This window comes from Pelotomaculum isophthalicicum JI (assembly GCF_029478095.1).
Classification (GTDB): domain Bacteria; phylum Bacillota; class Desulfotomaculia; order Desulfotomaculales; family Pelotomaculaceae; genus Pelotomaculum_D; species Pelotomaculum_D isophthalicicum.
The window spans coordinates 36288-62261 of record NZ_JAKOAV010000009.1; the positions used below are offsets into that span (position 1 = coordinate 36288).

Annotated in this window: 24 protein-coding genes and 1 tRNA gene; 8 read left to right on the top strand and 17 right to left on the bottom strand. The window is 46.9% G+C overall.

Features of this window, described 5'->3' with window-relative positions; translation table 11 throughout:
* The first annotated feature begins 1 nt into the window (after position 1).
* The 7 genes from carB (at position 2) to L7E55_RS06665 (ending at position 7434) form a co-directional block, all read left to right on the top strand.
* Complete coding sequence (gene carB / locus L7E55_RS06635; protein WP_277443320.1) at positions 2-3214, top strand: carbamoyl-phosphate synthase large subunit; 3213 nt, start codon at positions 2-4, stop codon at positions 3212-3214.
* Between the two features lie 30 nt (positions 3215-3244).
* Positions 3245-4066, top strand: coding sequence for a dihydroorotate dehydrogenase electron transfer subunit (locus tag L7E55_RS06640; RefSeq protein ID WP_277443321.1), 822 nt, complete (start codon positions 3245-3247; stop codon positions 4064-4066).
* Positions 4063-4989 (top strand): dihydroorotate dehydrogenase, encoded by a 927-nt coding sequence (locus L7E55_RS06645; RefSeq protein WP_277443322.1) that lies wholly within the window; start codon positions 4063-4065, stop codon positions 4987-4989. The genes L7E55_RS06640 and L7E55_RS06645 overlap by 4 nt, the downstream gene beginning before the upstream one ends.
* Positions 4990-5145: 156 nt before the next feature.
* Positions 5146-5400 carry an AbrB/MazE/SpoVT family DNA-binding domain-containing protein gene (locus tag L7E55_RS06650; protein WP_277443323.1) on the top strand — a complete coding sequence of 85 codons (255 nt, stop codon included), beginning with the start codon at positions 5146-5148 and terminating at the stop codon, positions 5398-5400.
* Positions 5401-5402: 2 nt separating this feature from the next.
* A complete protein-coding gene (locus tag L7E55_RS06655; RefSeq protein ID WP_277443324.1) occupies positions 5403-5816 on the top strand; it encodes a type II toxin-antitoxin system VapC family toxin in 414 nt (137 codons plus the stop codon).
* Positions 5817-5905: 89 nt separating this feature from the next.
* Entirely contained in the window at positions 5906-7117 is a 1212-nt protein-coding gene (locus L7E55_RS06660) for a DNA polymerase IV (RefSeq protein ID WP_277443325.1), read from the top strand.
* A gap of 2 nt (positions 7118-7119) precedes the next feature.
* Positions 7120-7434: a hypothetical protein gene (locus tag L7E55_RS06665; RefSeq protein ID WP_277443326.1), complete on the top strand. Its 315-nt coding sequence runs from the start codon at positions 7120-7122 to the stop codon at positions 7432-7434.
* Positions 7435-7443: 9 nt separating this feature from the next.
* On the opposite strand, the gene hemL is transcribed toward L7E55_RS06665, so the two are convergent.
* The 11 genes from hemL to L7E55_RS06720 all read right to left on the bottom strand — a co-directional run bounded on the left by hemL (position 7444) and on the right by L7E55_RS06720 (position 18620).
* Positions 7444-8760, bottom strand: coding sequence for a glutamate-1-semialdehyde 2,1-aminomutase (hemL, locus tag L7E55_RS06670; protein ID WP_277443327.1), 1317 nt, complete (start codon positions 8758-8760; stop codon positions 7444-7446).
* A gap of 18 nt (positions 8761-8778) precedes the next feature.
* Positions 8779-9246 carry a siroheme decarboxylase subunit beta gene (ahbB, locus tag L7E55_RS06675; RefSeq protein ID WP_277443374.1) on the bottom strand — a complete coding sequence of 156 codons (468 nt, stop codon included), beginning with the start codon at positions 9244-9246 and terminating at the stop codon, positions 8779-8781.
* Between the two features lie 18 nt (positions 9247-9264).
* Complete coding sequence (gene ahbA, locus L7E55_RS06680; protein ID WP_338091182.1) at positions 9265-9849, bottom strand: siroheme decarboxylase subunit alpha; 585 nt, start codon at positions 9847-9849, stop codon at positions 9265-9267.
* Positions 9746-10732, bottom strand: a complete 987-nt coding sequence (nirJ2, locus tag L7E55_RS06685; RefSeq protein WP_277443375.1) for a putative heme d1 biosynthesis radical SAM protein NirJ2 — start codon at positions 10730-10732, stop codon at positions 9746-9748. Before nirJ2 ends, ahbA begins: the two co-directional genes overlap by 104 nt.
* 2 nt (positions 10733-10734) lie before the next feature.
* The gene (hemB, locus tag L7E55_RS06690) at positions 10735-11715 is read right to left on the bottom strand and encodes a porphobilinogen synthase (RefSeq protein WP_277443329.1); all 981 of its coding nucleotides are present in this window, start codon (positions 11713-11715) and stop codon (positions 10735-10737) included.
* 173 nt (positions 11716-11888) lie between these two features.
* Positions 11889-13064 (bottom strand): putative heme d1 biosynthesis radical SAM protein NirJ1, encoded by a 1176-nt coding sequence (gene nirJ1, locus L7E55_RS06695; protein WP_277443330.1) that lies wholly within the window; start codon positions 13062-13064, stop codon positions 11889-11891.
* 60 nt (positions 13065-13124) lie between these two features.
* Positions 13125-14705: a uroporphyrinogen-III C-methyltransferase gene (cobA, locus tag L7E55_RS06700; RefSeq protein ID WP_277443331.1), complete on the bottom strand. Its 1581-nt coding sequence runs from the start codon at positions 14703-14705 to the stop codon at positions 13125-13127.
* Complete coding sequence (gene hemC / locus L7E55_RS06705; RefSeq protein ID WP_277443332.1) at positions 14698-15639, bottom strand: hydroxymethylbilane synthase; 942 nt, start codon at positions 15637-15639, stop codon at positions 14698-14700. Before hemC ends, cobA begins: the two co-directional genes overlap by 8 nt.
* Before the next feature lie 18 nt (positions 15640-15657).
* On the bottom strand, positions 15658-16986 hold the full coding sequence (gene hemA / locus L7E55_RS06710) for a glutamyl-tRNA reductase (RefSeq protein ID WP_277443333.1): 1329 nt from the start codon (positions 16984-16986) through the stop codon (positions 15658-15660).
* A complete protein-coding gene (locus tag L7E55_RS06715) occupies positions 16961-17599 on the bottom strand; it encodes a precorrin-2 dehydrogenase/sirohydrochlorin ferrochelatase family protein (protein ID WP_277443334.1) in 639 nt (212 codons plus the stop codon). The genes hemA and L7E55_RS06715 overlap by 26 nt, the downstream gene beginning before the upstream one ends.
* 52 nt (positions 17600-17651) lie before the next feature.
* Complete coding sequence (locus L7E55_RS06720; RefSeq protein WP_277443335.1) at positions 17652-18620, bottom strand: polyprenyl synthetase family protein; 969 nt, start codon at positions 18618-18620, stop codon at positions 17652-17654.
* A 266-nt stretch (positions 18621-18886) separates the two neighbouring features.
* On the opposite strand from L7E55_RS06720, the gene L7E55_RS06725 reads away from it, so the two are divergent.
* Positions 18887-18984 (top strand) — tRNA-Sec (locus tag L7E55_RS06725).
* A 189-nt stretch (positions 18985-19173) separates the two neighbouring features.
* Here the strand turns inward: L7E55_RS06725 and L7E55_RS06730 are convergent.
* The 6 genes from L7E55_RS06730 to L7E55_RS06755 form a co-directional block, all read right to left on the bottom strand.
* Complete coding sequence (locus L7E55_RS06730; RefSeq protein ID WP_277443336.1) at positions 19174-20217, bottom strand: DUF3231 family protein; 1044 nt, start codon at positions 20215-20217, stop codon at positions 19174-19176.
* Between the two features lie 40 nt (positions 20218-20257).
* Positions 20258-20650, bottom strand: coding sequence for a hypothetical protein (locus L7E55_RS06735; protein ID WP_277443337.1), 393 nt, complete (start codon positions 20648-20650; stop codon positions 20258-20260).
* 344 nt (positions 20651-20994) lie between these two features.
* Positions 20995-22287, bottom strand: a complete 1293-nt coding sequence (locus L7E55_RS06740) for a uracil-xanthine permease family protein (protein ID WP_277443338.1) — start codon at positions 22285-22287, stop codon at positions 20995-20997.
* A gap of 77 nt (positions 22288-22364) precedes the next feature.
* Positions 22365-22799, bottom strand: a complete 435-nt coding sequence (locus L7E55_RS06745) for a stage V sporulation T C-terminal domain-containing protein (protein WP_277443339.1) — start codon at positions 22797-22799, stop codon at positions 22365-22367.
* A gap of 190 nt (positions 22800-22989) precedes the next feature.
* Positions 22990-24231 carry an N-acetylglucosamine-6-phosphate deacetylase gene (gene nagA, locus L7E55_RS06750; protein ID WP_338091183.1) on the bottom strand — a complete coding sequence of 414 codons (1242 nt, stop codon included), beginning with the start codon at positions 24229-24231 and terminating at the stop codon, positions 22990-22992.
* 271 nt (positions 24232-24502) lie between these two features.
* Positions 24503-25936, bottom strand: a complete 1434-nt coding sequence (locus L7E55_RS06755) for a SpoVR family protein (RefSeq protein ID WP_277443341.1) — start codon at positions 25934-25936, stop codon at positions 24503-24505.
* Positions 25937-25974 lie beyond the last annotated feature (38 nt).

Consider the following 25974-nt stretch of genomic DNA (forward strand, 5'->3'; position numbering starts at 1 on the left):
CATGCCGCTAAAAAAAGGTATCAATAAAGTAATGGTTATCGGCTCCGGCCCCATTATTATCGGCCAAGCAGCCGAATTTGACTACGCCGGCACCCAAGCCTGCCGTTCCTTGCGGGATGAAGGCCTGGAAGTGGTTTTGGTAAACTCCAATCCAGCCACGATTATGACAGACGCCAACATGGCCGACCGGGTGTATATCGAGCCCTTGACACCGGAATTTGTCGCCAGAGTAATCCGGCAGGAAAAACCGGACGGCCTGCTCCCCACCCTGGGCGGGCAGGTAGGTCTGAACCTGGCCTTGCAACTTGCGGAATCCGGTATTCTGGCCAGGGAAGGAGTACAGCTTCTGGGTACCTCTTTAGAGGCGATTAAGCGCGCCGAAGACCGGGAATTATTTAAGGAAATGATGCAGACAATCGGGGAGCCTATTCCCGAAAGCATAATTGTTTCAACACTGGAAGAAGCCGAGAACTTTGCCCGCGAAATCGGGCTGCCCTTAATCGTGCGCCCGGCCTACACCCTCGGCGGCACCGGCGGGGGCATCGCTTACACAATGGATGAGTTGCGCAACATCACAACCAGAGGTTTAAAATACAGCATCATTGACCAGGTGTTGATCGAGCGCTGCGTGGTGGGCTGGAAGGAATTGGAGTACGAGGTAATGCGGGACAGCGCCAATAACTGCATTACCATCTGCAATATGGAAAACATAGATCCGATGGGAATCCACACCGGGGACAGCATCGTGGTGGCTCCTTCGCAAACCTTGAGCGATAAAGAATATCAGCTATTAAGAACAGCGTCCCTGAAGATTATTCGCGCTCTTGGTATAGAAGGTGGTTGTAATGTGCAATTTGCCCTGGACCCCGCCAGTTTTCAATATTACGTGATCGAAGTCAACCCCAGGGTTTCCCGTTCTTCCGCCCTGGCCTCCAAGGCCACCGGTTACCCGATAGCCAAAGTGGCGGCTAAAATTGCCATGGGCTTGACCCTGGACGAGATTAAAAACGCGGTTACCGGTAAGACCTATGCTTGTTTTGAACCGGCATTGGACTATGTGGTTATTAAATACCCCCGCTGGCCGTTTGACAAGTTCGCCCTGGCCGACCGTGAATTGGGCACTCAGATGAAAGCCACCGGAGAGGTAATGGCGATCAACCGCACCTTCGAAGGCGCGCTGTTAAAGGCTGTCCGCTCTTTGGAAATCGGGTTGGACTATTTGAAACTGCCTGGAGCGGAATTATTAAGTTCGGAGGAGCTTGAAGCCAAACTGGCCTGCGCGGAAGATGAACGTCTTTTTCTTGTCGCCGAAGCTTTGCGCCGGGGCTTGACCATTGAGCGGGTACATGATATTACCAAAATAGACCGCTTTTTTCTTGATAAAATCCAGGGTATCCTGCAGCTTGAAAATGAAATTTGTCGCACCGCTGAAGAGGGCATATCCCCTGCCCTGCTAGAACAAGCCAAGAAATTTGGCTTCTCCGACGCCCACCTGGCCAAACTGACCGGGCTGGATCAATGTGAGATAAGGGCTAGACGCAAAGAAAACGGAATTTTGCCCACTTTTAAAATGGTAGATACCTGCGCCGCCGAGTTTGAAGCTGAAACGCCCTACTATTATTCTTCATACGATCAGGAAGACGAGTCCCAGGCCACATCCCAGCGCAAGGTTATGGTGCTGGGCTCCGGCCCGATCCGGATCGGACAGGGTATTGAGTTTGACTACTGCTCTGTGCACTCTGTCTGGGCGCTCCGTGAGCAAGGATTTGAAGCAATTATTGTTAATAATAACCCCGAAACAGTAAGCACTGATTTCGACACCGCCGACAGGCTCTACTTCGAGCCTCTGGTCACTGAGAATATCTTAAACATCTTGGACAGGGAAAAACCCGAGGGAGTAATTGTGCAGTTCGGTGGCCAAACGGCCATAAATCTGGCCAAGCCTCTTGAAAACGCCGGCATCAGGATATTGGGAACTACCGTGGAAGATATTGACCGGGCTGAAGACCGCGAACGGTTTGACAGCCTGCTTATTGAGTTGGGTATACCTAAACCGCCAGGCCGTACTGCTTTTTCGGTGGATGAAGCGGTCATAATCGCTTCCGAGATTGGGTTCCCGGTGCTGGTGCGTCCCTCTTATGTCCTTGGCGGCCGGGCCATGGAGATTGTCTATAATAATGACGATTTATTGAATTACATGGCCACTGCGGTAAAAATAACACCTGAACACCCTGTGCTGGTGGATAAGTACCTCTTCGGCAAGGAGCTTGAGGTTGACGCCATTTCTGACGGAGTGGACATTATGATTCCGGGAATCATGGAGCATATTGAGCGGGCGGGTGTTCATTCCGGTGACAGCACCGCGGTTTATCCACCACAAACACTAAGTCCAAAGATAAAAGAACAAGTTGTCGATTATACCATCAGACTGGCCCGGGCTTTAAACGTTAAAGGTCTTATAAATATTCAGTACGTGCTGCATGACGATGGAATTTATGTACTTGAGGTCAACCCCCGGTCCAGCCGTACCGTGCCATATCTGAGCAAGATTACCGGCATCCCGATGGTTAACCTGGCTACAAAAATTATTATGGGCAGTACTTTAAAGGAAATGGGCTACCACTCCGGGCTCTATCCTGAAGGTGACGTTATCGGTGTAAAAGCTCCTGTTTTCTCCTTTGCAAAGCTGCTCCAGGTGGATATTTCATTAGGTCCGGAAATGAAATCAACCGGAGAGGTCATGGGCGTTGACCGCGACTTTAAAGTAGCTCTATTTAAGGCAATGGTCGCAGCCGGGAGTATGTTTCCTAAAGAGGGAACCGTCCTGGTCACTATAGCCGACCGGGATAAAGAAGAAGCCCTGCCGGTCATCCGGAGCCTGGAAGACTTGGGCTACCGTATCCTTGCCACTTCCGGAACCGCGGAGCTAATCAGAAAAGCCGGTTTGCCGGTGGAACAAGTGAAGAAAGTTCACGAAGGCTCCCCGCATATTGTTGACTTGATCCGGGCAAATAAAATAAACCTGGTGATCAACACCTTGACCAAAGGTAAAGCGCCGGAGCGGGACGGCTTCCAAATCCGCCGGGCGGCAGTTGAATACGGTGTTCCCTGCCTGACATCGCTGGATACCACCCGCGCTATTATAGATGTTCTCGCTGAAGAAAAGGAAAAGGAGCATAACAGACTGGTCCCGCTTCAAGAATACATTAAATAAATAATAATATGCGATATGGGAGGGAAAAAATTGTCGCCGGTTGCTGACGCGAAAGTTATAAAGCAAGATAAGATTGCGCCGGGTCATTTCAGGTTATACTTGTTTGCGCCGGAAATTGCTGAAGCGGCGAAACCGGGGCAATTCGTGCATGTACGCTGTGGCCATACTTCGGACCCGTTATTGCGCAGACCGGTCAGCATCCATGCTGTGGATCGTGAAAAGGGCAAGGTTATTCTTTTTTATCGAGTTGCCGGAAAAGGAACCTCCCTTCTTTCGAAAAATAATAGAGGTGACACCATCAGCCTATTGGGGCCGCTCGGTCATGGTTTTTCGATACCTTCAAGGCATGCGCGTATTTTCGTTGTGGCCGGCGGCATCGGCATTGCACCGCTCTATTTTTTCCTGCAAGAGATAGCTGATTCGGGAACCAGCGCCGATGTTTTTCTGGGAGCGGCCACAGAAAAACAATTATTCTTTATGAATGAAATTAAGGAATCTGGCCACCGGGTTTTCCCTTCCACCGACGACGGTTCGACCGGTTACCATGGAACTGTCACCGGTTTATTTGAGGAATATTTACGGAAGAGCGATAATCAAAGCGGACCGATCCGGCGCGGTGATGATGCAAAGGTTTACGGTTGCGGCCCTTACGGAATGCTTAAACGTTTGACAGATATTATTACAACAGCCGGCATTACCGGTGAAGTATCCCTTGAAGAACGAATGGGCTGCGGTGTGGGAGCCTGCCTCTCCTGCGCCTGCAAAACCCGGAGTGGGGAAAATGGTGTGCAATACCGGCGGGCCTGTGTGGAAGGCCCGGTTTTTCCGGCCAAAGAGGTGGTATGGGAATGAGCCGAATCAAGCCGAACCTGTCCGTGAATGTCGGCGGTATTTTGATGAAAAATCCGGTCACCACCGCGTCGGGAACTTTCGGCTTTGGGCCGGAATACGCGCCTTACCTTTACTTAAACCGCTTGGGCGCCATTGTGGTAAAAGGGATTACCCTGCTGCCGAGAACCGGCAACCCCACCCCCAGGCTTGCTGAAACACCAGCCGGCATCTTGAATTCCATCGGCCTGCAAAACCCCGGCGTGGAGCGTTTTATTTCTGAAGCGCTACCCTTCCTGGCGAATTATGACCTGCCGGTTATTGTTAACATAGCCGGTGACACTGTGGATGACTATGCCCTGCTGGCTGGTAAGCTCAGCCGCGCCCCCGGTGTAGCCGGCCTGGAAGTCAACATCTCCTGCCCCAACGTTAAAAAAGGCGGGATGCAGTTCGGCAGCGACCCGGCCATGGCGGCGGAAGTCACCCGCGCGGTGAAAGCAAGCACAGGCTTGCCGGTGATTGTAAAACTATCACCTAATGTAACCAGCATCGTGGCAGTGGCCGAAAAAGTGGCGGAAGCGGGAGCGGACGCGCTTTCCATGATTAATACCGTTTTAGGGATGGCCATCGACATAAAAAAGAAACGTCCGGTGTTGGGAAATGTGCTCGGAGGACTCTCCGGCCCGGCGGTTAAACCGGTGGCGGTACGGGTGGTCTGGCAGGTATACCAGGCGGTAAAACTGCCTATTATCGGCATGGGCGGTATTACCACAGCTGAAGACGCAATCGAGTTTTTCTTGGCCGGGGCCACTGCCGTAGCAGTGGGTACCGCCAACTTTATCAACCCCCGGGCAACCATGGATGTGCTCAAGGGGATAGAGAACTACCTTCATGAAAACGGAATCAACGAAATCAGCGAACTTACCGGCCTGGCCCAAAAAACATGAATAAAGACCTGCGGGACAACAGCTATCGGCTTACATATATAAAACAACACACCACCGGCTAAAGCAGGTGGTTTTATATTTAAACATATAGTTTTACTTAATGCATTATTGTGATAAAATAATAATATCAGTAGAACTTGTTAAGGTGGTGCAGGAGTGGAAATTAATAAAATAAGTTCTAAAGGGCAAATAGTTATTCCAATCACTCTCAGGGAAAAATACGGGCTAAAACCTAACTCGCTTGCCAGGATAACTGAGATAGATGGACACATAGCGATCATTCCTATTCCGAAAGACCCAATAGGTTCAGCCAGAGGAATGCTTCACGGCGGTGAAACAGCAGCCCAGCACATGAAAGAAATCCGGGCCGAAGAACTAGAAATTGAACGTAAAAAGAGAGGCCGGGACTGAAAGTGGAACAATTCGTATTAGATAGTTACGCTGTCCTGTCTTACCTAAACGATGAACCAGCAGCCCAAGATGTCGAAGATATTTTACGATCAGTCCGGGATATGCAAATTGCAGTTTATATGAGTTGGATTAATCTAGGTGAGGTTTATTACAGGCTACAGCGCGTATACAACCGTCAAATAGCCAGACAAGCTGTAGAAATTATCAAAGCCTGGCCTATTAAACTGATGCAAGCTGAGGAGCAAGTTACTATGATGGCCGGGGACATTAAAGCCAGATACCGGTTATCATACGCAGATGCTTTTGCGGCGGCAACAACAGTAAACACCCGTGGAATACTTTTAACCGGTGACCCTGAATTTAAGCCATTGGAAAACCATATCATTAAAATCAAGTGGTTAAAACCTAATCACTAGCATGGGAATGGTAGTATAATTATCCATTGCTACAAACAAGTGTTTTGGATATAATAGTAATACGAACACTTGTTTGCGGGGTGATGGTTTTGAACTGCCCTATTCTCCTAATTGACGCAAACTCTTTTTTCGCCTCCTGCCATATCGCTTTAAATCCTGAACTGGCAGATATTCCTGTGGTCGTCGGCGGGGATGAAAAGAAGCGCCACGGGATCTGTCTGGCAGCGAACTATATAGCAAAACGTGAATACGGCATAAAAACCGGCATGGCGGTACGGGAGGCCCGCGAGAAACTGGGGAACGAAGGTGTGATTGTTTCCCCGCAGCACAGCCTGTACGTTGACTTTTCGGCGCGGATTCTCAGGATCAAACGCCGGTATTCCCCCCTGGTGGAGCCATTCAGCATCGACGAAAGCTGGGTTGATTTGACCGGCACGGAACGTCTCCATAAAACAGATTCTTCAGAAGAAATAGCTTCCCGTCTCCAAAAAAATATTTTGGAAGAAACAGGCATACCCACCTCCGTCGGGATCGGTCCAAACAAGATAATAAGTAAAATGGCGGCGGAAATTAAAAAACCGCTGGGCATTACCAAAGTGAATTTTCAGGACGTTCCCCGGGTGTTCTGGCCCCTGCCGGTAAAAGAGCTCTTTGGTGTAGGGCACCGGATGGAAAAAAACCTATGGCTCCTTAATATACATTCAATTGGAGATCTGGCAAACTATCCGGCCGGTACTTTAAAAAAACGGTTCGGGCTAATCGGGTTAATCTTGAAAAACTCTGCCAACGGCGTGGACTATTCCCCGGTCAACCCGGCAAACCTGGAGGTGGTTAAATCAGCCGGCCACCAAATTACTCTTCCCAAAGATCTGGCCGGGCACGAAAACATCCAGGTGATTATTCACGAACTCTCGGAAATAGTGGGCAGGCGGGTGCGTATCGGGGGTTATACCGGCAAAACCGTCGGACTTACTCTTAAGGACACCGAATTCCAATGCCTGCACCGGACTCAGTCCATGCCTTATTTTTCTGACTTGTCGGAGGATATTTACGGCACTGCCGTTGTGCTTCTGCAACGGCACTGGCCGTACTGGAAGCCGGTAAGAATGGTTGGTCTCACTCTTTCCCACCTGATCAAAAATTCAGAAGAGCAGTTGGATCTGTTCGGCGTCACCGAAAAAAGGAGAAAGATTACGCGCGCTCTGGATAAAATCAAAGACCGCCATGGTGAAACAGCGATCTTTAAAGCGACATCCCTGACCGGCGTCAGCGTAATGTTCCAGAACAGATGGGGGTGCTGACAATGTCCAACACAACGGATTACTACAGGAGAAATTACCTGTATTCAAGTCACCGGCTCTTTATCCCGGAATCCAAACAAAAAGCGGTGAACACCTGCGGGGACTGCCGGTTCTACATCACAATCATCGGCAGGGAGGAGAGAAAAATGGGCTGCGCCGCCCTTATTCCCAAGTATTTTGCTATGGAGAAAAAAATCCCGGCTGAAATTGATATCAGTGATTTTTTAAAGGAAATAGGCAAGGTCGGACTGCAGAATGCCGTAACCTGCTGTGGTGAATACCTTAACGCATGCGGCCTTTTTCAACCTAAAATATAATACCTGCCGTTAAACTGTAGCTGCGGTAACTGCCATTGCCGCCCGGAAAGCGCTCCGCGCCGCTTCCGCCGTTTTTTCCAATTCCTTGTCGCTGTGCGCCAGGGAGATAAACGCTGCCTCAAACTGGGAAGGGGCCAGGTAAATTCCCTGCTCCAGCATGGATTTAAAGAAAGCGGTATAACGTTGAGTATTTGATAAACATGCGTTCACGTAATTTTTAACTTTTGCCCCCGTAAAAAAAACACATAACATCGAACTGACCCGGTTGAAACTGACTTCCACCCCGGTTTCTCCGGCTGCGTCAGTCAGCCGGCCGGCCAGTTTTGCCGACTTTTCTTCAAGACTTTCATAAACACCCGGTTGGTTTAACATTTTTAGAGTAGCGATGCCCGCCGTCACCGCCAGGGGGTTTCCCGACAATGTTCCGGCTTGGTATACCGGCCCCGCAGGTGACACCTGCTCCATAATTTTGACGCTGCCGCCGTAAGCGCCCACTGGAAGGCCGCCTCCAATCACTTTACCGAGACAGGTTAAGTCCGGGGTCACCCCGTAAAGCTGCTGCGCCCCGCCGTAAGCCACACGAAAACCGGTCATCACTTCGTCAAAAATCAACAGGCTGCCGTATTCCCGGGTCAATCGGCGCAGCCCCTCCAGAAAACCCGCGGCGGGCGGAACGACACCCATATTCCCCGCGACCGGTTCCACTATCACCGCCGCGATATCTTCACCTTGTTTTCTAAATAACTCATCCAGATAAGTCAAGTCGTTGTATTCCGCGTTTATAGTATCGGCAGCCGTACCGGCCGTTACTCCCGGACTGGTCGGCACGCCCAGCGTCAGCGCCCCGGAGCCGGCTTTAATCAACAAATAATCGGCGTGCCCGTGGTAACACCCCTCAAACTTGACGATTTTATTCCTGTTCGTATAACCCCTGGCAAGCCGGAGCGCGCTCATGACGGCTTCGGTGCCGGAATTAACCAGCCGCACCATTTCCACGGACGGCACGGCGTCAACAATCATGCCGGCCAGGACATTCTCGAATTCAGTCGGCGCCCCAAAACTGGTCCCGGTCTCGTCCAAGCAGCGCTTCAGCGCCTCAACCACCCGCGGGTGACGGTGCCCCAGGATCAGTGGCCCCCATGAGCACACGTAGTCGACGTATTCGTTCCCGTCAGCGTCATAAACAAACGGTCCCTCACCCCGTTCAATAAAAAGCGGGGTTGAATCCACCGACTTGAAGGCGCGCACCGGACTGTTGACACCGCCGGGGATAACTTTTTTCGCTTTCTCAAAAAGCTCAACCGACCTGGTGTAATTCCTGGTCACCTGATTCTGACCTCTTTTCTATTCAAAATAACGCATGCTGCTTTTTTTAAGCTCAGCGGTGCTGTACAGCAGGGAATAGTTAGTTATCCCGGTGGCCCGGGACAGCCTTTTTGCGATTTCATCACAGTATTCCCGGCTTTGCCCATGGACAACCGTAAAAAGGTTATAAGGCCAACCAGGACGCCGCGGACGCCGGTAGCAGTGCGTAACTTCTTCAAACCCGGCCATTATCCGTCCCGTTTCAGACACCTTCTCTTCCGGCACATCCCATACCACCATGGCGTTCGCCACGAAACCGAGATCAAAATGCCGCACTGTCGCTCCAAAACGTCTGATTATCCCGTCGTTAATAAAACTTTTTACTTTATCGATAAGCTCATCCTCGGTCATCTCCAATTTTTCCGCCATTGCCTGAAAGGGACGGCTAACCAGAGGCAGGCCGTTTTGAAGAACTCTGATTATCTTTATGTCTAGTTCGGTTAGGATTTTATCCACCTCGTTTAACTAAAGACTAAAATTAACTCTAACTTTGAATACTTCTTCCGCGGGCAGATCCATTATTTCTCCGATACCTGTTCTCTCACGGATTAGACCTAATATTTCACTTAACTCATCTTTGCTTCCAGCCAGCACGGTAAACCACATATTAATCTGGTGTTCCCTTAGATAGTTATGGGTCACACCGGAAAAGGAATTTATTACGGCGGCCACTTCATCCACTCTATCCGGTTCAACCTGCATGGCGCATAAAGTGCCGCTATAGCCAAGTTTTCTTGATTCAAACATAGCGCCCAGGCGGCGGATTACCCCTTCGTCCCGCATTCGCTTCAGCCTGGCCAGGACTTCATTCTCGCTCACACCGATAATTTCCCCAAGCTTGCGGTACGGCTCCGGTATTAAAGGAAAATTATCTTGGACTAGATCTAATAATTTCCGGTCGATTTTATCCAAATGCATGAAACAACGCCCCTTCAGAATATAACCTTTAGTGTTCGGCCCGGTAAAGACACCACGGTTCTTCAGCCAGGTAATCGCCGTGGTAGAAATAAGCGCGGGCCCGGCAGCCGCCACAGATCTGTTTGTACTCACAGGAGCCGCAGCTTCCTTTGTACTCCCCGTTTCTCAATGAATGAAAAATTTTTGAGTCGCGCCAGATTTCGCCGAAAGTCTTCTCTCGGACATTACCGGCCGGGATATTCAGGTAGGCGCACGGCTGGACGATACCTCCAGGGCTGACTATGCAGTAAGATATCCCGGCCAGGCAGCCTTTGCTGAAGCGTGTCTTCACCCCCAATTGGGCGGCAATCCGCATAAACTGAGGAGCGCAAGTCGGCTTCAACTCAATCTTAACCTCAGTTTGCTTGCGCATTATGCGGCGCAACAATGCTTCGTACTGGGCGGCCTGCAATGATTCAGCCTCAATGTTGACAGCGCGGCCGGATGGAACCAGGAAAAAAATATGATGCCCGACAGCGCCGATATCTACCGCGAAGTCGGTTAATTTCTCTACTTCCGGCAGATTCCATTCCATCACGGTAGTATGGACCTGAAAAGGAAGATCAACTGACCGGCAGGCGCGCATCCCTTCCACCGCCCCCTGCCATGCCCCCGGTGCAGCCCTGAAATCGTCATGACTGGCCGGGTCGACGCTGTCCAGGCTGATTCCCATTGCCGCGGCGCCGGATTCCTTGAGCCGCCGGGCCACTTCCCCGCTGATCAAAGTGCCGTTGGTGCCGAAAACAGGTCTCAGTCCTTTTTCCTTCGCCCGCTCTAGCAGCGTATATATATCGTCGCGCATCAGCGGCTCCCCGCCGCTGAAGATCATGATCTTAAAACCGGCTTCAGCTATCTGGTCTACCAGCGCCAGGCCTTCTTTTGTACTCAGTTCCTCATTTGACCTTTCCCCGGCGTCGCGGTAGCAGTGCCGGCAGTACATGTTGCATGCATTGGTGGTGTTCCAGGATACTATCACGGCTATTCCCCTTCCCGCAGCCATTTTGCCGCGTCCTTGGCGTGGTAGGTGAGAATAATGTCCGCCCCCGCCCGTTTAATGCCGGTGAGTAACTCCATGACAATCTTTCGCTCATCGATCCAGCCCTTTTGCGCCGCCGCCTTAACCATACTGTATTCACCGCTGACATTGTACGCCGCCACCGGAAAACCGGTTTCGTCTTTGACCCGCCGGATCACATCCAAATAGGCCAGGGCTGGCTTGACCATGACGATGTCAGCTCCCTCTTCTATATCCAGCCGCGCCTCCCGCAGGGCTTCACCGGCGTTGGCCGGGTCCATCTGATAGGTCTTGCGGTCGCCAAATTGCGGGGCCGAACCCGCCGCTTCGCGAAAAGGTCCGTAAAAAGCCGATGCATACTTGGCGGAGTAAGCCATAATTAAAACATTTTCATATCCTTGGGCATCCAGCGCCGCGCGAATCTTTCCCACACGTCCGTCCATCATATCGGAAGGAGCAACCATGTCCGCCCCCGCCGCGGCATGAGACAGAGCTGTCTTGACCAGCAACTCAAGAGTCGGGTCGTTTAACACACTGCCGTTCTCAACCACTCCGCAATGACCATGACTGGTGTATTCACAAAGACATATATCAGTTACAACCAATAAACCGGGGAATGCTTTTTTAATTGCCCGCACCGCTTCATGGACAATCCCGTCGCGGGCATATGCCTCCGAGCCAAGGTCATCTTTAACTGCGGGGATGCCGAAAAGAAGAACACCGGGTATTTTGAGCCCGGCTACTTCCGTCAGTTCCTCCAGTAGCCTGTCTATCGAGTAGTTATATATGCCGGGCATAGCCTCGACAGGCCGGGCAACGCCCTCCCCGTGAGTAACGAAAACGGGGTATAAGAAATCGTCCACGGATAAAGCCGTCTCACGTACCATCCGGCGAATAATTTCATTTGACCGCAAACGCCTTGGACGCTGTACGGGGAAAGACATAGTATAGGACCCCCATAATTCAAGTATTCAGAATTCAGAAGTCAGTAGTCAGAATTAAAAATTCAGACTTAAAGAAGCTTCGCTTCACCATTGGGTGGCTGAAAATGGTAATGATTTATCTTCAGGGCAGAATATTTCAACACAAACCATGCTCTTATTCTGACTCCTATCTATTATTGCAGTCCAATCTCTTCATCAGTCAGGTAACAGGCCGGATCAGCTTCCCAGAAGTCACCGGTTACCGCTTCGGCGCGGGCCCGGAAATTGCCGTTGCAGAGATCCAGCCACTTGCATTGAGCGCAGCGACCTTTCAGGAGCGGCTTCCGGTTTTTCAGTCCGGCTAAAACAGGCTGTGAGTAATCGGTCCATATTTCTCCGAACTTCCTGTCCCGCACATTGCCAAAAGTTAAGTTTTGGGTAAATTGGTCTGGGTGTACGTTTCCGTTCCAATCTACCGCTCCGATCGCCATCCCGGTGCGGTTGCCGCCGTTCATCCGGAGCAGCGTTAAAACCTGTTCCGCTCTTGCCGGGTCAGTCTTTTTGAGTTTAAGATATATGTAAATACCGTCGGCGTGATTATCCACTGTCAGAATTTCTTTCCTCAGACCGCGCCGGTGGAAGTCTGCCGTACGTTCAATAATCAAGTTTACGGCCGCGCGCGTTTCATCCTTGGATATATCCTCCCCAACCATTTTGCTTCCCCTGCCGGTATAAACCAAGTGGTAGAAGCAAACCCGTGGTATATTTTCCTTTTCAATCAAGTCAAAAATATCATTTATTTCATGATAATTATGCTTGTTAATGGTAAAGCGCAAACCTACCCGCTGTCCCACGGCAATGCAGTTCCTGATGCCGTTGAGGGCAGCGTTAAAAGCACCCCCGCAGCCCCGGAAGCGGTCATTTATTGCACCGGTGCCGTCAAGGCTGACGCCAATATAACTGATACCCAATTTATTAAAAATTTTAGCTTTTTCCTCATTGAGCAAGGTGCCGTTGGAGGATAAAGTCACCCGGATGCCCTTACTTACCGCGAAAGTAATCAGTTCCGGCAGATCATTTCTTAAAAGCGGTTCGCCTCCTGAAATCAAGAGAACAGGCACATTAAACTCCGCCAGGTGATCGATAAAACGCAACGCTTCCCCAGTGGTCAGTTCACCTTCATATTTTTTTGCGTCTGAAGTGGAATAACAATGAATACATTTTAAATTACAGGTCCGGGTACAGTTCCATACCACTACCGGCCCATGCCCCGCGTTTACGCCGTGTGCTTGGTTTCCCGCTCCGCTGCTATAACGCAGTGAGTCACCGAAATATTCATCACCACACAATAGCTTAGTAACGCCGATCATTTATTCCACACCCTCGCAATATTTAAGTATTCAGGAGTCCGGAGTCAGTACTCAGAATATTTAAAGATAAAAAACCATGCTCTTATTCTGACTCCTGAATTCTGAATTCTGACTCCTGAATTCTGACTCCTGTGATTTAACGATGGTTTCAACCAATCCTTCGATTGTATATTCCTCCGCCACCATGTCAACCTGAAGGCCCAATGCGCGGGCAGCGCCTGCAGTAACCGGTCCGATACAGGCGACAGCGAATTTCCCCCGCGTAGCACTAAGCAACGGGCTGCCGGCCATCTCAACAAAGTATCGTACGGTGGAGGAACTGGTAAAGGTAACCAGATCTATCTCGCCACGTCCGAGTACTTCTTTTAACGCGGCACTGTTGCCGGCCGCCGGCACGGTACGATAAGCGGCAACTTCAGTCACAACAGCTCCCATTTCGCTTAATGCCTTTGGCAATACTTTACGCGCTTCCGCCGCTCTTGGCAAAAGCACACGCTCTCCGCATGTTAGTTTGCCGCGCAGCCCCACGGCTATTTCTTCAGCCCGGTATTCACCGGGTATGTATTCCACCAAAAGCCCGTATCTTTCCAGCGCTTCTCTTGTCTTGGGTCCGATAGCGCAAAGCCTTGCGTTATAGAGCTCACGTATATCTTTCCGGTGGTGGCGCAGCCTCTTAAAAAAAGACTCAACACCGTTCACGCTTGTAAAAACTACCCAATTAAAATTATTCAGTTCTTTAATAGATTGGTCCAAAGAAGCAAAATCTACAGGTTCAGCAATTTTTATAGTGGGAAATTCCAGTGATTCACCGCCAAGGGCTTCAATTTTCTCTGAAAGAGCGCCGGCTTGCTCTCTCGCACGGGTTACCAATATTTTTTTGCCAAATAGAGGTTTGTTTTCAAACCACTTCAGTTTCTCCCTTAATAGAACGACCTCGCCCACAATAATTACAGCAGGGTTTGTGAAACCCGATCTTTCAGCTTGCTCATTAATGTTCTCCAGTGTTCCGACCAGAGTGCGTTGCTCCGGTCTCGTACCCCATCTTACCAACGCCGCCGGTGTTTGAGAAGAACGGCCGCCATTTATTAAACGCTGCGTTATTTCCTGTAAGTTCGCCATACCCATCAGAAATATTAAAGTATCCGCACCCGTGGCGATTTTCTCCCAGTCAATACTGGAATCATCTTTTAACGGGGCTTCATTTCCGGTAATAATAGCCAGGGTAGACGCATAATCCCGGTGAGTCGCCGGAATGCCGGCATAAGCGGGCGCCGCAATGGCCGAGGTCACTCCTGGAACAATCTCAAAACGCACTCCCGCCTCATGAAGAGCTTCGGCTTCCTCTCCGCCACGGCCGAAAACAAAGGGATCCCCTCCCTTCAGCCGGACTACAACCTTCCCCTCGCCGGCTTTCTCCGCCAACAGGCGGCATATTTCCTCCTGTTTTATAGCGTGGCAACCGGGTTCCTTGCCCGCATAAATAATTTCAGCCCCGGGCCGGGCAAATGCCAGGAGCCTGGGGGCCACCAACCGGTCATATATAATTGTATCGGCTTTTTTGATCAATTCAAGACCGCGTACGGTAATTAATTTCGGGTCGCCGGGTCCCGCGCCCACCAGGTAAACAACGCCTTCATACATTATGACAATTCTCCTGCCGCATACTCCGCAATAATTCTCCCGCACCCATTTGTGCCAGCTTTTCCGCCAACTGTACGCCGATAGACGCCGCATCCTCAGCCGAGCCTGACCAGGAAGAGCGCACAAGTTTACTGCCATCCAAACTCGCTACTACTCCTTCCAGCAATAAGCGCCCGTTGTCAACCGTACCAAGAGCGCCGACCGGTATCTGACAACCGCCTTCAAGTTTCCTCAAAAGCGCCCTTTCAGCAGTAACAGCCAAGCGCGACTCATGGTGATCAATTTTACCGGTCAGGTTTTGCATTTCTTCATCCCCGGCGCGTATTTCCACGCCAATAGAACCCTGCCCCACCGCGGGCAAGCATACTTCGAGAGGAATCAACTGCGTAATCCTGTCACCCAGTCCCAGACGGTGCACTCCCGCGAAAGAAAGCACGACAGCATCCATCATTTCGCTTTCCAGTTTGCCCAAGCGGGTGTCGACATTGCCACGCAGGTTGATAATTTTAAAATCATTCCGGTAGTGACAAAGCTGAGCGCGGCGTCTGAGGCTGCTGGTGCCGATAATAGCGCCCGGAGGCAAATCCTCGAGTTTATTACCTTTGCGAGAAATCAGCACGTCGCCGGGATTTTCCCTGCGGCATACCGCTCCTATCACCAGTCCCTCCGGCAAAATAGTGGGCATATCCTTCATACTATGCACAGCCAAATCAATTTTACCGCGCAGCAGAGCAAGCTCCAGTTCCTTCGTAAAGAGCCCCTTATCTCCGATTTTTGCCAGGGCCGTATCAAGATTCTTATCTCCCAGAGTCTTAATACCTTTTATCCGGAAACTATATGCTGGCGCTAACTTCTGCAAGCAGTCTTTTACCCAATTAGCCTGCCAAAGAGCCAGCCTGCTTTCTCTTGTACCGATAACGATTTCTTTGCTCATATAAAACTCCCAATTATTTTAGGCAAGACCGGTATTGTTTTCAGTATTAGCGTTCGGTGTCTTTTTTGTGGTTTTTTGGCCGGGAACGTTAAGGCAAAAAAGGTTTTGCAGCACCTCGGTGTAAAGGTGTCCTTCATTGGTCAACGCATAATTTTTTAGCTGAGTCACCGGTATATGCAAGATCTGATTGACAATCGAATTGGCCAGTGAGCAAACCACTTTTTGATCGTGCTCGGAAAGCTTTTCCAAACGGTTTAACGCGTGCCTTAGCTCATTTCTTTTAATATTTTCCCCCCACTGTTTTAAAGCGGAGATTGTAGGAATAACGAACTGTGTCCCCAACCACTTCATGAATTCACTTAATTCTTCTTCGATTATTTTTTCAGCTCTTATGGCTGCTTGTTTTCTTTCAGCCAGGTTGCGATCCACAACCATTTCCAGGTCGTCAACATCATAGAGGGCAACTCCCTCAAGCTCGCCGACTCCAGTTTCGATATCCCTTGGTACTGCCAAGTCAATCATAATCATCTCCCGTCCGTGTCTTCTTTCGATAATATGACTTACTTCGGCAGTTTTAATCACACAATGGGGAGCCGCGGTAGAACTAATTACAATGTCCGCCGTTTCAAGGTATTTGGACAATTCATTAAAATTGACCGCTTTCCCCGCCATCTGTGACGCAAGCAACTCCGCCCGGTCGAAGGAACGGTTTGAAACAATAATACCAGAAACACCGTTTGCCACAAGGTGTTTTGCAGCCAGTTCACTCATTTTGCCGGCGCCGATGATGAGCGCCGAACAACTGGACAGGCTGCCCAGCCGGCTCTTCGCCAACTCAACCGCTGCATAACTGATTGACACGGCATTCCTATCAATCCCTGTTTCCGTCCGTACGCGCTTCCCGATAGCAATAGCCTGTTGAAACATGGTATTAATTATACGGTTGGTCGTATAATAGTCATAAGCCTGCAGGTAAGCCGCCCTTACCTGGCCAAGTATTTCGGTCTCACCAAGCAGCATCGAGTCCAATCCTGCCGCGACCCTGAATAGATGCCGGACAGCGTCGTAAAGGGCATGACAATAAGTTATATTTATTATCTCAGAAACATCCACACCAGACCAGCGAGATAAAAAATCCCGGATGGCGTTAAGCCCTTCATCCACCTCCGTCGTGGCGGCGTAGACTTCAGTCCGGTTACATGTCGATAAAATAACACATCCTTGTATCGCGGGATAAGTTTTTAGCTGCTTCAAAGCTTTCTCCAGGGAAATACCGCTGAATGACAACTTCTCCCGCACCTTAACCGAAGCTGTTCTGTGGTTAAGTCCTACCACTGCGATAAGCACTAAGTATTCTCTCCTTTACCATATCCATCCTGCCGCTTTTAAGAAAATCCAAAACTTCGTCACAAACCATATTCTCAAGAATTTCTTTTTTCTTGTTTTTGTCGGAAACATTATTAATTACGTCTCTGCGAATATCAGCGATCAAATCCAGAAACTCACCATATTGAAGACCGTAAGTTGTTTCCAGTTCCTCACGTATTTTTCTGGCCAGCAACGGACTCCTGCCACTGGTCGATACCGCGATGGAAAGCCCCCCCCGTTTGACTACGGCAGGAACGAAAAAATTGCATTTCTCCGGGGTATCAACGATGTTCACTAACAGGTTTCGGGAAGCGCAGTCCTCAGCAACCTGCCGGTTTACTTCCTTGTTGTCCGTGGCGCTGATTACCAGAAAAATATTATTTAAGTCTGCCGGAAGGTATTGCCCCTGTCTGTAGAGAATCCGGCCTGATTCTACCATATCCTTGAGACCCGGGGTTAATTCCGGGCCGACAACCCGAACCAAGGCGCCACTTTCAATTAAGGAGTATACTTTACGTTCTGCTACTTGTCCACCGCCAATAACCAGACATAATTTATCGCTCAAGTCTAGAGATATTAGATAATGCCCCATCCCATACCTCCGGGGGAAGAATTAGCTTATATTATACTGTTGTCCATATATGTTAATGCTTTCTGATACCAATAAAATCAGCGATTGCCGAAAGATTATTCCTCGCAGGCAAATCGGGCAAAGCCATCAATTCTTCTTTGGCCTTGCTCAGATACTTATTAACTACTTCAAATGAATAATCAATAGCTCCACAGCTTCTGATTATTTCAATCGCTTCCTGCACTTCCTCTTCACTTTTTTCCATTTTCCCCGCCAATTCCACCAAACGTTTCTTTTCTCCGGATTTTTCAAGAGCAATAATAACCGGTAAGGTGATAATTCCCTGGCGTAGATCCCCACCGACAGGCTTGCCTAATTTGCTCTGGTCGGCGACCATATCCAGGATATCATCGGTTATTTGAAAAGCCATACCAATATTATTCCCATATCTACGAAGAGGCAAATATGTTTTTCTGTCTGCCCCACAAGCTACCGCCCCAAGTTGCACACTTGCCATGATCAAAAACGCTGTTTTGCGTTTAACTCTATAAAAATAATCCTTCGATACCTGGCCGGTATCAAAAGAAGCTGAAATCTGCCGGATCTCACCTTCACACATTTTTACGCTGACATCAGACAGAACTTTTGTGATTAGCGGTTTCTTTTCTTCATACTGGGAAATCAAGATCAATGATTTCGCGAATAGATATGTTCCAATGTGAGTTGATGTTGCCTTTCCCCATTTTGCATTTACTGTGGGAAGACCCCTGCGGATCAATGAATTATCAACCACGTCGTCATGAATGAGTGTGGCCATGTGGATTAGCTCCAGAGCAACTGCCAGGGGTATTACGTCTGCTAATTTAAAATTGCAAAACTTAGCTCCCAATAAGCTTAGAGCAGGCCTCAATCGCTTGCCCCCTGCATAGAAGAGATGTGTGGATGTTTCTGTTATAAAGGGGTCTTGCGCCTGTAGTGTTGCCTGCAATTCTTTTTCTACAACTTTCATGTCTTCTTCTATGCCTTTATAGAGCTCCAGCATTTTTCCACCTACAATTACTCTTTAATTAAGACAAAATTACCAACAAATCAGCTTATTTAGCCAGATTTAACGGACTTAAACCACTTTATAAATATTCGCTGGTGCATGTAAAAATCCTCCCTATATAAAAAAGGCGAACCAAAATACAGCAGCAAAAAGCGACAACTTATTGTTACTGTCGAAAAACAATAAGATTAATTCCGGATAAGTTCTTTCCGTAACCGCTCTCGTTGCCGGGTTATAGAATATATGTTATAATGCTTAGCGGGGGTGGATGGTGCCTGGTGGTGCTCCTGGTCTTCAAAACCAGTCGTCGGGCAGTGCTCCTGTCCGTGGTGAGTTCGATTCTCACACACTCCCGCCAGATAAGGCTTTGAGGGGGTTTCTTGGGTTAGTAATCACTGTTGAAAAATAGTAAGAATAACGGTGAAAAACATAGAAGTCTTCCCGTTCTGGAGGCGAGAGTTCCCAGTGAAAATTCGGAGCCTTTCCGAGTTTTGCTCCTGCTGGGATTAATACCTTTTAATAAGCCCTGTTAAATAAAATAATTTTATTAATGTACCGGTTCCTTAGCCAGTTCCCGCCGGTCTATTTTGCGTGGAGGTTCCTCGAACCAGCCATTCTCTATCATAATGTTTATCCCATCCTCCCCGTAGTTCACAGCCTCGCCAATCAACCGGGTATAAGTTACGATGAGGTCATGTCTCAAGCTTGATGCAATGGAAGTTGCATAGTTCACGATACCGATTAACACAACCACATTTTGCATCATTAATTTGTCAGATAACGGTGGTATAGTTGAGTCCGTGACCAATTCGCCGGACTGTATTGAGACCGGAATGTTTTCCTTTTGCAGAGCTGAACTTAATATATCCTTGAGTTTCCTAGCGATCTCCACACCTTTTACCATGTATGCTCGAACCTGTTCTGATTTAGCGACTTGCAAAAAACCAGTTGCTAAGGCTTTTGCCAACTCGTTATTTCTAATCCCAAAAAAAAGTTGATCTATTTCTTCAGCAAGAAGAGGTCTTCGTTCACCTAAGAACCCGCGTAAAAAGTTCTGTTTTTCTATCACATCTGCTTCCTTGTAAATATTCGTAATGGGTGGCCGAATATAAATTCCCTTTTCCAGCATTATTTCAGAAAACCGGTTATAGAACCTCGTTGTTGACATAAGAGCTTCTGTATAGAAGTCCCGAACATCCTTACGAACTGAATGGGATAAGTTCATACCGCCGAGTTGGAGTCCAATCCGAGCCAAATTAAGGGTAAAGTAATAATAATATAGATCCGTGAACAACCTCGGAGCACCTAAATCTATATCCTCATCTCCGAACCCCTTTGGGATAGGTCCTTCTTTCTTTAGGATTTTAGAAGTTCGATTTACCCGCTTCTCAAACATAGATATGGCATCCTCAATATATGGACGAAGGTCTGGGGCGTCCAATGTATTCAGGAAATGCTTATAGATACACTCAAGCATACTATAATAAACATTTGTACGCCAAAGTATTGCTATTTCGGATGAAGTTAGTGGAGCATGGTGGTGAATTTCTTGTATTGTACCTTGAGCTTCTATTGTTGTTTGTTGTTCCAAATTTATTGCCTCCCACACGATATTTTTGATTATATTTTCCCTAGTTCTTATAAAATATTCCCTTACTCAGTCTCTCAATAACAGCCCCTAATAACCCACCTATTACTCCACCTAAAATCCCACAGAATATAGGACCGATTCTACAACTATATATAACACCCAATGTTCCTCCCATCGCAACACCGATAAACAACCCGTTATATTTCGTATTGGCAAATATTCTGTCTTTTTCAGCCTGGATAAAACCATTGTTGATCTCCATTGCCCTGTTATAAGCCTGCCAGATTGAGTAGGCATATAAACAAGGATAAAACAATATCCACTGGAAGTTAGCCACGTCTGAAGCATTCTGAAACTGCCCTCTGAATGAATATAGGATGGATAAATTCAAACTTGCTTTTACATTGATTACTAACTCCAATAAAACCAGCAATACTCCTATAAGATAATCCCCGATATAAAGCTGTCCAAAACCAGGAATGGCTATCGACCATAAGGCCGACATCAAGGGTGAACGATATTTTTTTATTTCTGATCACCACCGGAATCTCTACGCTTCATTTATTGTTCGCATTCTGTTAAATTTTAGTCACTAGCTAGGGCTAAGAGCTTTCTAGAATTATTCTCGGAGGTTCATATTAGGTATAAAATGCCAGGGGTTATTTGGAAGATATCTACTTTACAGGATATTATAAAAGGAGGAATTTATGGGGAAAATAGCGAAGACTAAGCCCGAGAAATGTATTACGACTTCTACCGAAGATAACAAGCTTAATATTATGTTTTTGACCGGTAAACAACATGATCTAAAAAAAGTACCACTAGTACGCCAACCACGAAACCGTTACCTAATAATGGTCTCAGAGACACAGGGAAGGTTCCAAGAACATCCCCCGGCAAAAAGGATACCACTATCCCAAGCATGAAAGGCAGCCCCATGACCAGACCGTCATCAAATTCAATTTTGGCGGATTTTAAGGCCACCATCAGACCCGCGGATACTTGGGAGCACATCACATAAATCAGTACACTGCCAATCACAACTCTTGGAATTAAACTAACAAATTCAACTGCTTTCGGAAAAAAGGAAATAGCAAGCAAGCCTAAGGCAGCAGGCACCATGGTATATCTGGACGCGCAAGCAGTGGAAGCAATGACGCCGGGGCTCATGGAAAAGTTAACTATTCCCACTATACCTAGCAAACCAGATAGCCCATTGGCCAATCCGGTTATGGACAAACCTCTGGTAATCCTCTTTTCCATTTCATCCGGTTCGATAAGTTCACCAACTGACTGGATTGAACCCAGATCGTTAATGGAAAGCGCCAAAAAACATATAAGAAATGATACCACTACAGCCGGATTAACAGAAAGCTCAAAATTAAAAAGGTTGGAAAATGGAGCAGAGAAATTTATCATCTGACTATGCCCAAAGACCATCTGATCCGGGAAAAATAAAAAATAGATGAGGCTTCCTGTTAGTAATGACCATATTATTATGGTGGATTTCCAGATCCCCGTCAGATATTTGCCGCAAACAAACATAATAAAGAGAAATACAAGAGTAAAAATAAGGTTGAAAAGCGAGGATGCCTGCATTACCGGTGTAATAATAAGATTCATTATGGTTGGTGCGAGTGTAAACGCGATGAGTATTAGGATTACGGCTACCACCCTGGGGGTGAATAATTTTTTTAAGCGACCGAAAAGTCCGGTAACGGCAATTAAGGAAAGAATTATACCGCCGATCATTATTGAGGAGTAAACTGTGTGCGAGTCGCTTCCCGTGCTTGCCGCCACACCCACTAACAATACTGTTGCCGGCCCGGTAACAATCGGCAGCCGGTGACCCAAAAGCACCTGGGTCAATAGGGCAATTGCTGTTACAAAAAATATTTTTTGCACATATATGACCTGTTCAATGTTACTGTTATAATGAAAATCAGCCACCACTTTCCCGATGATAACGATGGTGGGAACTGAAATAGCCAGCCATTGCAAGCCGAACAGAATTAGCTCCAACGGTGGTGGAACATCGTCAAGCCCATATTTGAAAGCCATTTTGCTCATAGCTATACCTTCCATTAATGAAAGTCAGAACCCATCGGCTCCGTATAAGCAAATAAGATTCTGATGCAGTTAATCTTTTATGAATAAGTTGATTGCAAAACTGAAAATAGATATAAACAAGGCGGATATAATCGCCGCTCCAAAACTACCGTTAATGATATGGGCATAACATAATGATTCGCTTTTCTTTCCTCCATTAACCTCTCGATTTCCGGGTTAAGTTGCCTGTTTAGTAATCTCTTTTTATTAAAGCCGGCAACAGCAATAATATTTTCTTTGTCAACAATACAAACAGTATGACCAAGTGATTCATATAAAGCCTGCGCGTATTCTTCCACTAATTGTCCAAGTTCTTTAATTGGCGAGAATTTTTTAAAAATGACTCCACCCTCGTAATCGGTTAATATTTCTAAAGATGAGTAATGTTTAATATGAAGTGTGTTCCTGATTTCCTTGGGTATTAAAAACCTGCCGAGTTCATCAATACGGCGCACAAATCCAGTTGCCCTCATTATGCAAGTCACCACCAATTGTATATTTAATATCGTCGGAAATAATATCTCCTGTGAAGACGAATTATTACCGCTATTAAATATATACGAAAAAGATATGACTAGCTGCGGGGTGAAATTTATAAAATATTTGTTTTTACTGTAATAGAGATACAAGAAGGGGCTGTTATGAGGCCCCTTTTATAAATCCTCATGAGTTCGCCCAAAATTCAAATTTCCCATTAACGACAACACCCTTTACTTCCACCTGGTCATCGAAAATCACTAAGTTTGCGTTATATCCGGGTTCTATTTTGCCAAGCTCGCATCCCATGCCGAGGAATTCCGCTGGATATGTGGAAGCCATCCGCAGGGCTTCTTCAATGGGGATGCCAATTTCATATATACAATTGCGTACTGCCGTAGCCATGTCCAATACCGATCCGGCAATTACTCCTGTTTCTGTTGTGCATTTTCCGTCCCGGCACTGAATCACGTAATCGCCCAGCATGAAGTTCCGTGAAGCTTTTCCCACGGGCGGCATGGCGTCTGTTGTTAAAAACAACTTCCTCCCTTTGATTCGTTTTGCTATATCTATGGCGGCATAGTGCACATGAAAACCGTCGGCGATTATGCCCGCCCATACGTTTTTCGCCTGCAATGCCGCGCCGGCAAGGCCGGGTTCTCTGCCGCTTAATTGAGACATCGCGTTAAATAAATGAGTAACGCATGTTATGCCGTTTTCAAAGCATTTTATCGCTTCATCATATGTAATATCCGAATGTCCGGCTGAGAGCAAAACACCGGCGCCTGACAACATTCTTAAATAATCGGGCGGGATAAACTCGGGTGCCACGGTTAACAGTTTTAGCACCTTCGATCCGGCAGCTTTGATCAAGTCATTCAACTCTTCTGCATTTAGAGTCCTGATGTATTTATTGTTATGTACCCCCGCTTTTTTTCTATTAATAAAAGGTCCTTCTAAATGCAATCCCAAAATCCCATGCAGTTTTTTATCCAGGCAATATTTCACGGATTTAACAGCCGCCATCATTTTATCTCTGGAATTGCTGAGCAGAACGGGTAAAAAGTTAGTTGTTCCAAACCGCTTATGCGCTTCATATATCTTGCAGATAACAGAAACGCTCGGTTCTTCATTAAATAAACAGCCTCCCCCGCCATTAACTTGTATATCAATGAACCCCGGCGCGATAGATAAACCACCCAGGTTTATTTCGGAAATACCTGCGGGCAGATTGAACGGGCTAATAATATCAACTATCTTATTACTATCGATAATAACTGCCTTATCCACGAGTAAATTTTTTCCCGTATATACCTTACAATTATTAATAGCGTACACTTTATTCCACCATTCTAAAATAAATTTATTTTCTTTCGTGCCGGTCGTTGAATAATTACGAAGCTTAAATCTATACACAGATATATCCACAAATATAGGTAAATTTGTGGATAAGTCAAACGTCCTACAAATAGGACGTTTGTCCTATTAACGTTAATGCTATCAAAAATAATATTTTTTAAGCACTATTTCACAATACTAGATTAACATATCAGCAATTTCTTCAGAAAAATATTTTAAAGCCAAAAGGCACGGACACATAATTTACTGCCTTGCCCGAATATGGCTCTCATCCGTCCCCAAATCGCAGATCAACTTATACGAAAAAATGCCCTCCACCGGAGGGCATTCTAATTTGAACTTATATGAATTTCTTGCTACTTTTCTCTCCATTAAATGAAAAAAGCACTGATTTATTATCCAGAACCGTTTCCAGATGTATAGTGTGTCCCCAGAGGGAATGCAAGTAAGGAATTGTTTTTTCAATATAATATACATCCAACTCTGTTCCCTCATAGTGATGCTTCAGGTACAACTCACCGTTTTTATTATAATCACCGTCTTGTACTGTAATGTAAGGATAACCACCATTTGTCATGCTAGAAACAAGACCGTCCCTTACTTTTTCCCAATCTTTTTCATCTACCTTCCATTCATTTCCCACCTTTTTGTATAGATATAAATCCATTTCCTCAATTAGTTCTTTAGTCAAGTAATTACGTAAAAATGAAATATCATTTTCATTCGCACGAATTTCAAATATTTTTTGTTTGCCTTCCCCGCCAGAACGTCCATACCGCTCTCTTTCCTCGGGAGTGGGATTATCCCATCGCTTTTCAACATCCTCAAATATTTTCAGGCCGAGTGTATATGGATTAATACGGGTACGCGAAGTTTGAATAATACCGGAGTGCATTTTGGCAAACTCTATCGTTTCAGTTTCATCAAGATGTATATCACGCATTATTCGAAGATGCCAGTAAGTAGCCCATCCTTCATTCATAATTTTTGTTTCCATTTGCGGCCAGAAATAATGCATTTCCTGTCTGATAACTGACATGATGTCCCTCTGCCAGTCTTCTAATTCTTTGCTATGTTGGATAATGAACAGCATAAGATCTTTTTCAGGTTCTATGGGGAATTTTTTTACTTTTTCACTATCTTTAGAAGTATCCTTTCGGGCTTCTTCAAGCTCCCATAAGTCATCATAAGGAGTTTCAATGCGTTCAGCATGGCAGGTCCGCTCTTTCTCTTTCTGCCGTTTTTTTCGTAAATTCTCCCCTCTTTTTATCATCAACCTGGGTTCGATGTGTTCCTGAATGGATAAGGCAGCATCAATAAATGATTCAACTTTTGCCCGGCCAAATTCAAATTCATATTCACGAAAACGCTCGGCCGCCGAAGCCATAGACTCCACCATGTTCCTTGAGGTATTTTTAAAATATGCATTGTTTTTGAAGAAATCACAATGCGCAAGAACATGCGCCATGACCAGCTTGTTCTGTATTATGCTGTTGCCTTCGAGGAGAAAAGCGTAGCAAGGGTTGGAATTGATTACCATTTCATATATACGGCCAAGATTATAATCGTATTGCGTTTTCATTTTATGATAGGCTTTGCCGAATGTCCAGTGTGAAAAACGGGTGGGCATTCCATAAGCGCCGAAAGTATAAATAATATCTGCCGGGCAAATTTCAAAAAACATATCATAAAAATCCAACCCTAATTCTTTAGCCTTCGCATTGATAACCTGCAAAGCATCTTCCAAAACCCTTAATTCATCCTTAGAATTCATATTAATTCCTCCATTAACCGAGACATATCTACATTAGC

Excerpts from the sequence above, each read along its gene's own strand:
- carB (WP_277443320.1), top strand. The coding sequence starts at position 2 with ATGCCGCTAAAAAAAGGTATCAATAAAGTAATGGTTATCGGCTCCGGC.
- L7E55_RS06645 (WP_277443322.1), top strand. The coding sequence starts at position 4,063 with ATGAGCCGAATCAAGCCGAACCTGTCCGTGAATGTCGGCGGTATTTTG.
- L7E55_RS06665 (WP_277443326.1), top strand. The coding sequence starts at position 7,120 with ATGTCCAACACAACGGATTACTACAGGAGAAATTACCTGTATTCAAGT.
- hemB (WP_277443329.1), bottom strand. The coding sequence starts at position 11,715 with ATGTCTTTCCCCGTACAGCGTCCAAGGCGTTTGCGGTCAAATGAAATT.
- nirJ1 (WP_277443330.1), bottom strand. The coding sequence starts at position 13,064 with ATGATCGGCGTTACTAAGCTATTGTGTGGTGATGAATATTTCGGTGAC.
- cobA (WP_277443331.1), bottom strand. The coding sequence starts at position 14,705 with ATGTATGAAGGCGTTGTTTACCTGGTGGGCGCGGGACCCGGCGACCCG.
- hemC (WP_277443332.1), bottom strand. The coding sequence starts at position 15,639 with ATGAGCAAAGAAATCGTTATCGGTACAAGAGAAAGCAGGCTGGCTCTT.
- L7E55_RS06715 (WP_277443334.1), bottom strand. The coding sequence starts at position 17,599 with ATGGGGCATTATCTAATATCTCTAGACTTGAGCGATAAATTATGTCTG.
- L7E55_RS06720 (WP_277443335.1), bottom strand. The coding sequence starts at position 18,620 with ATGCTGGAGCTCTATAAAGGCATAGAAGAAGACATGAAAGTTGTAGAA.
- L7E55_RS06740 (WP_277443338.1), bottom strand. The coding sequence starts at position 22,287 with ATGAGCAAAATGGCTTTCAAATATGGGCTTGACGATGTTCCACCACCG.
- L7E55_RS06745 (WP_277443339.1), bottom strand. The coding sequence starts at position 22,799 with ATGAGGGCAACTGGATTTGTGCGCCGTATTGATGAACTCGGCAGGTTT.
- L7E55_RS06755 (WP_277443341.1), bottom strand. The coding sequence starts at position 25,936 with ATGAATTCTAAGGATGAATTAAGGGTTTTGGAAGATGCTTTGCAGGTT.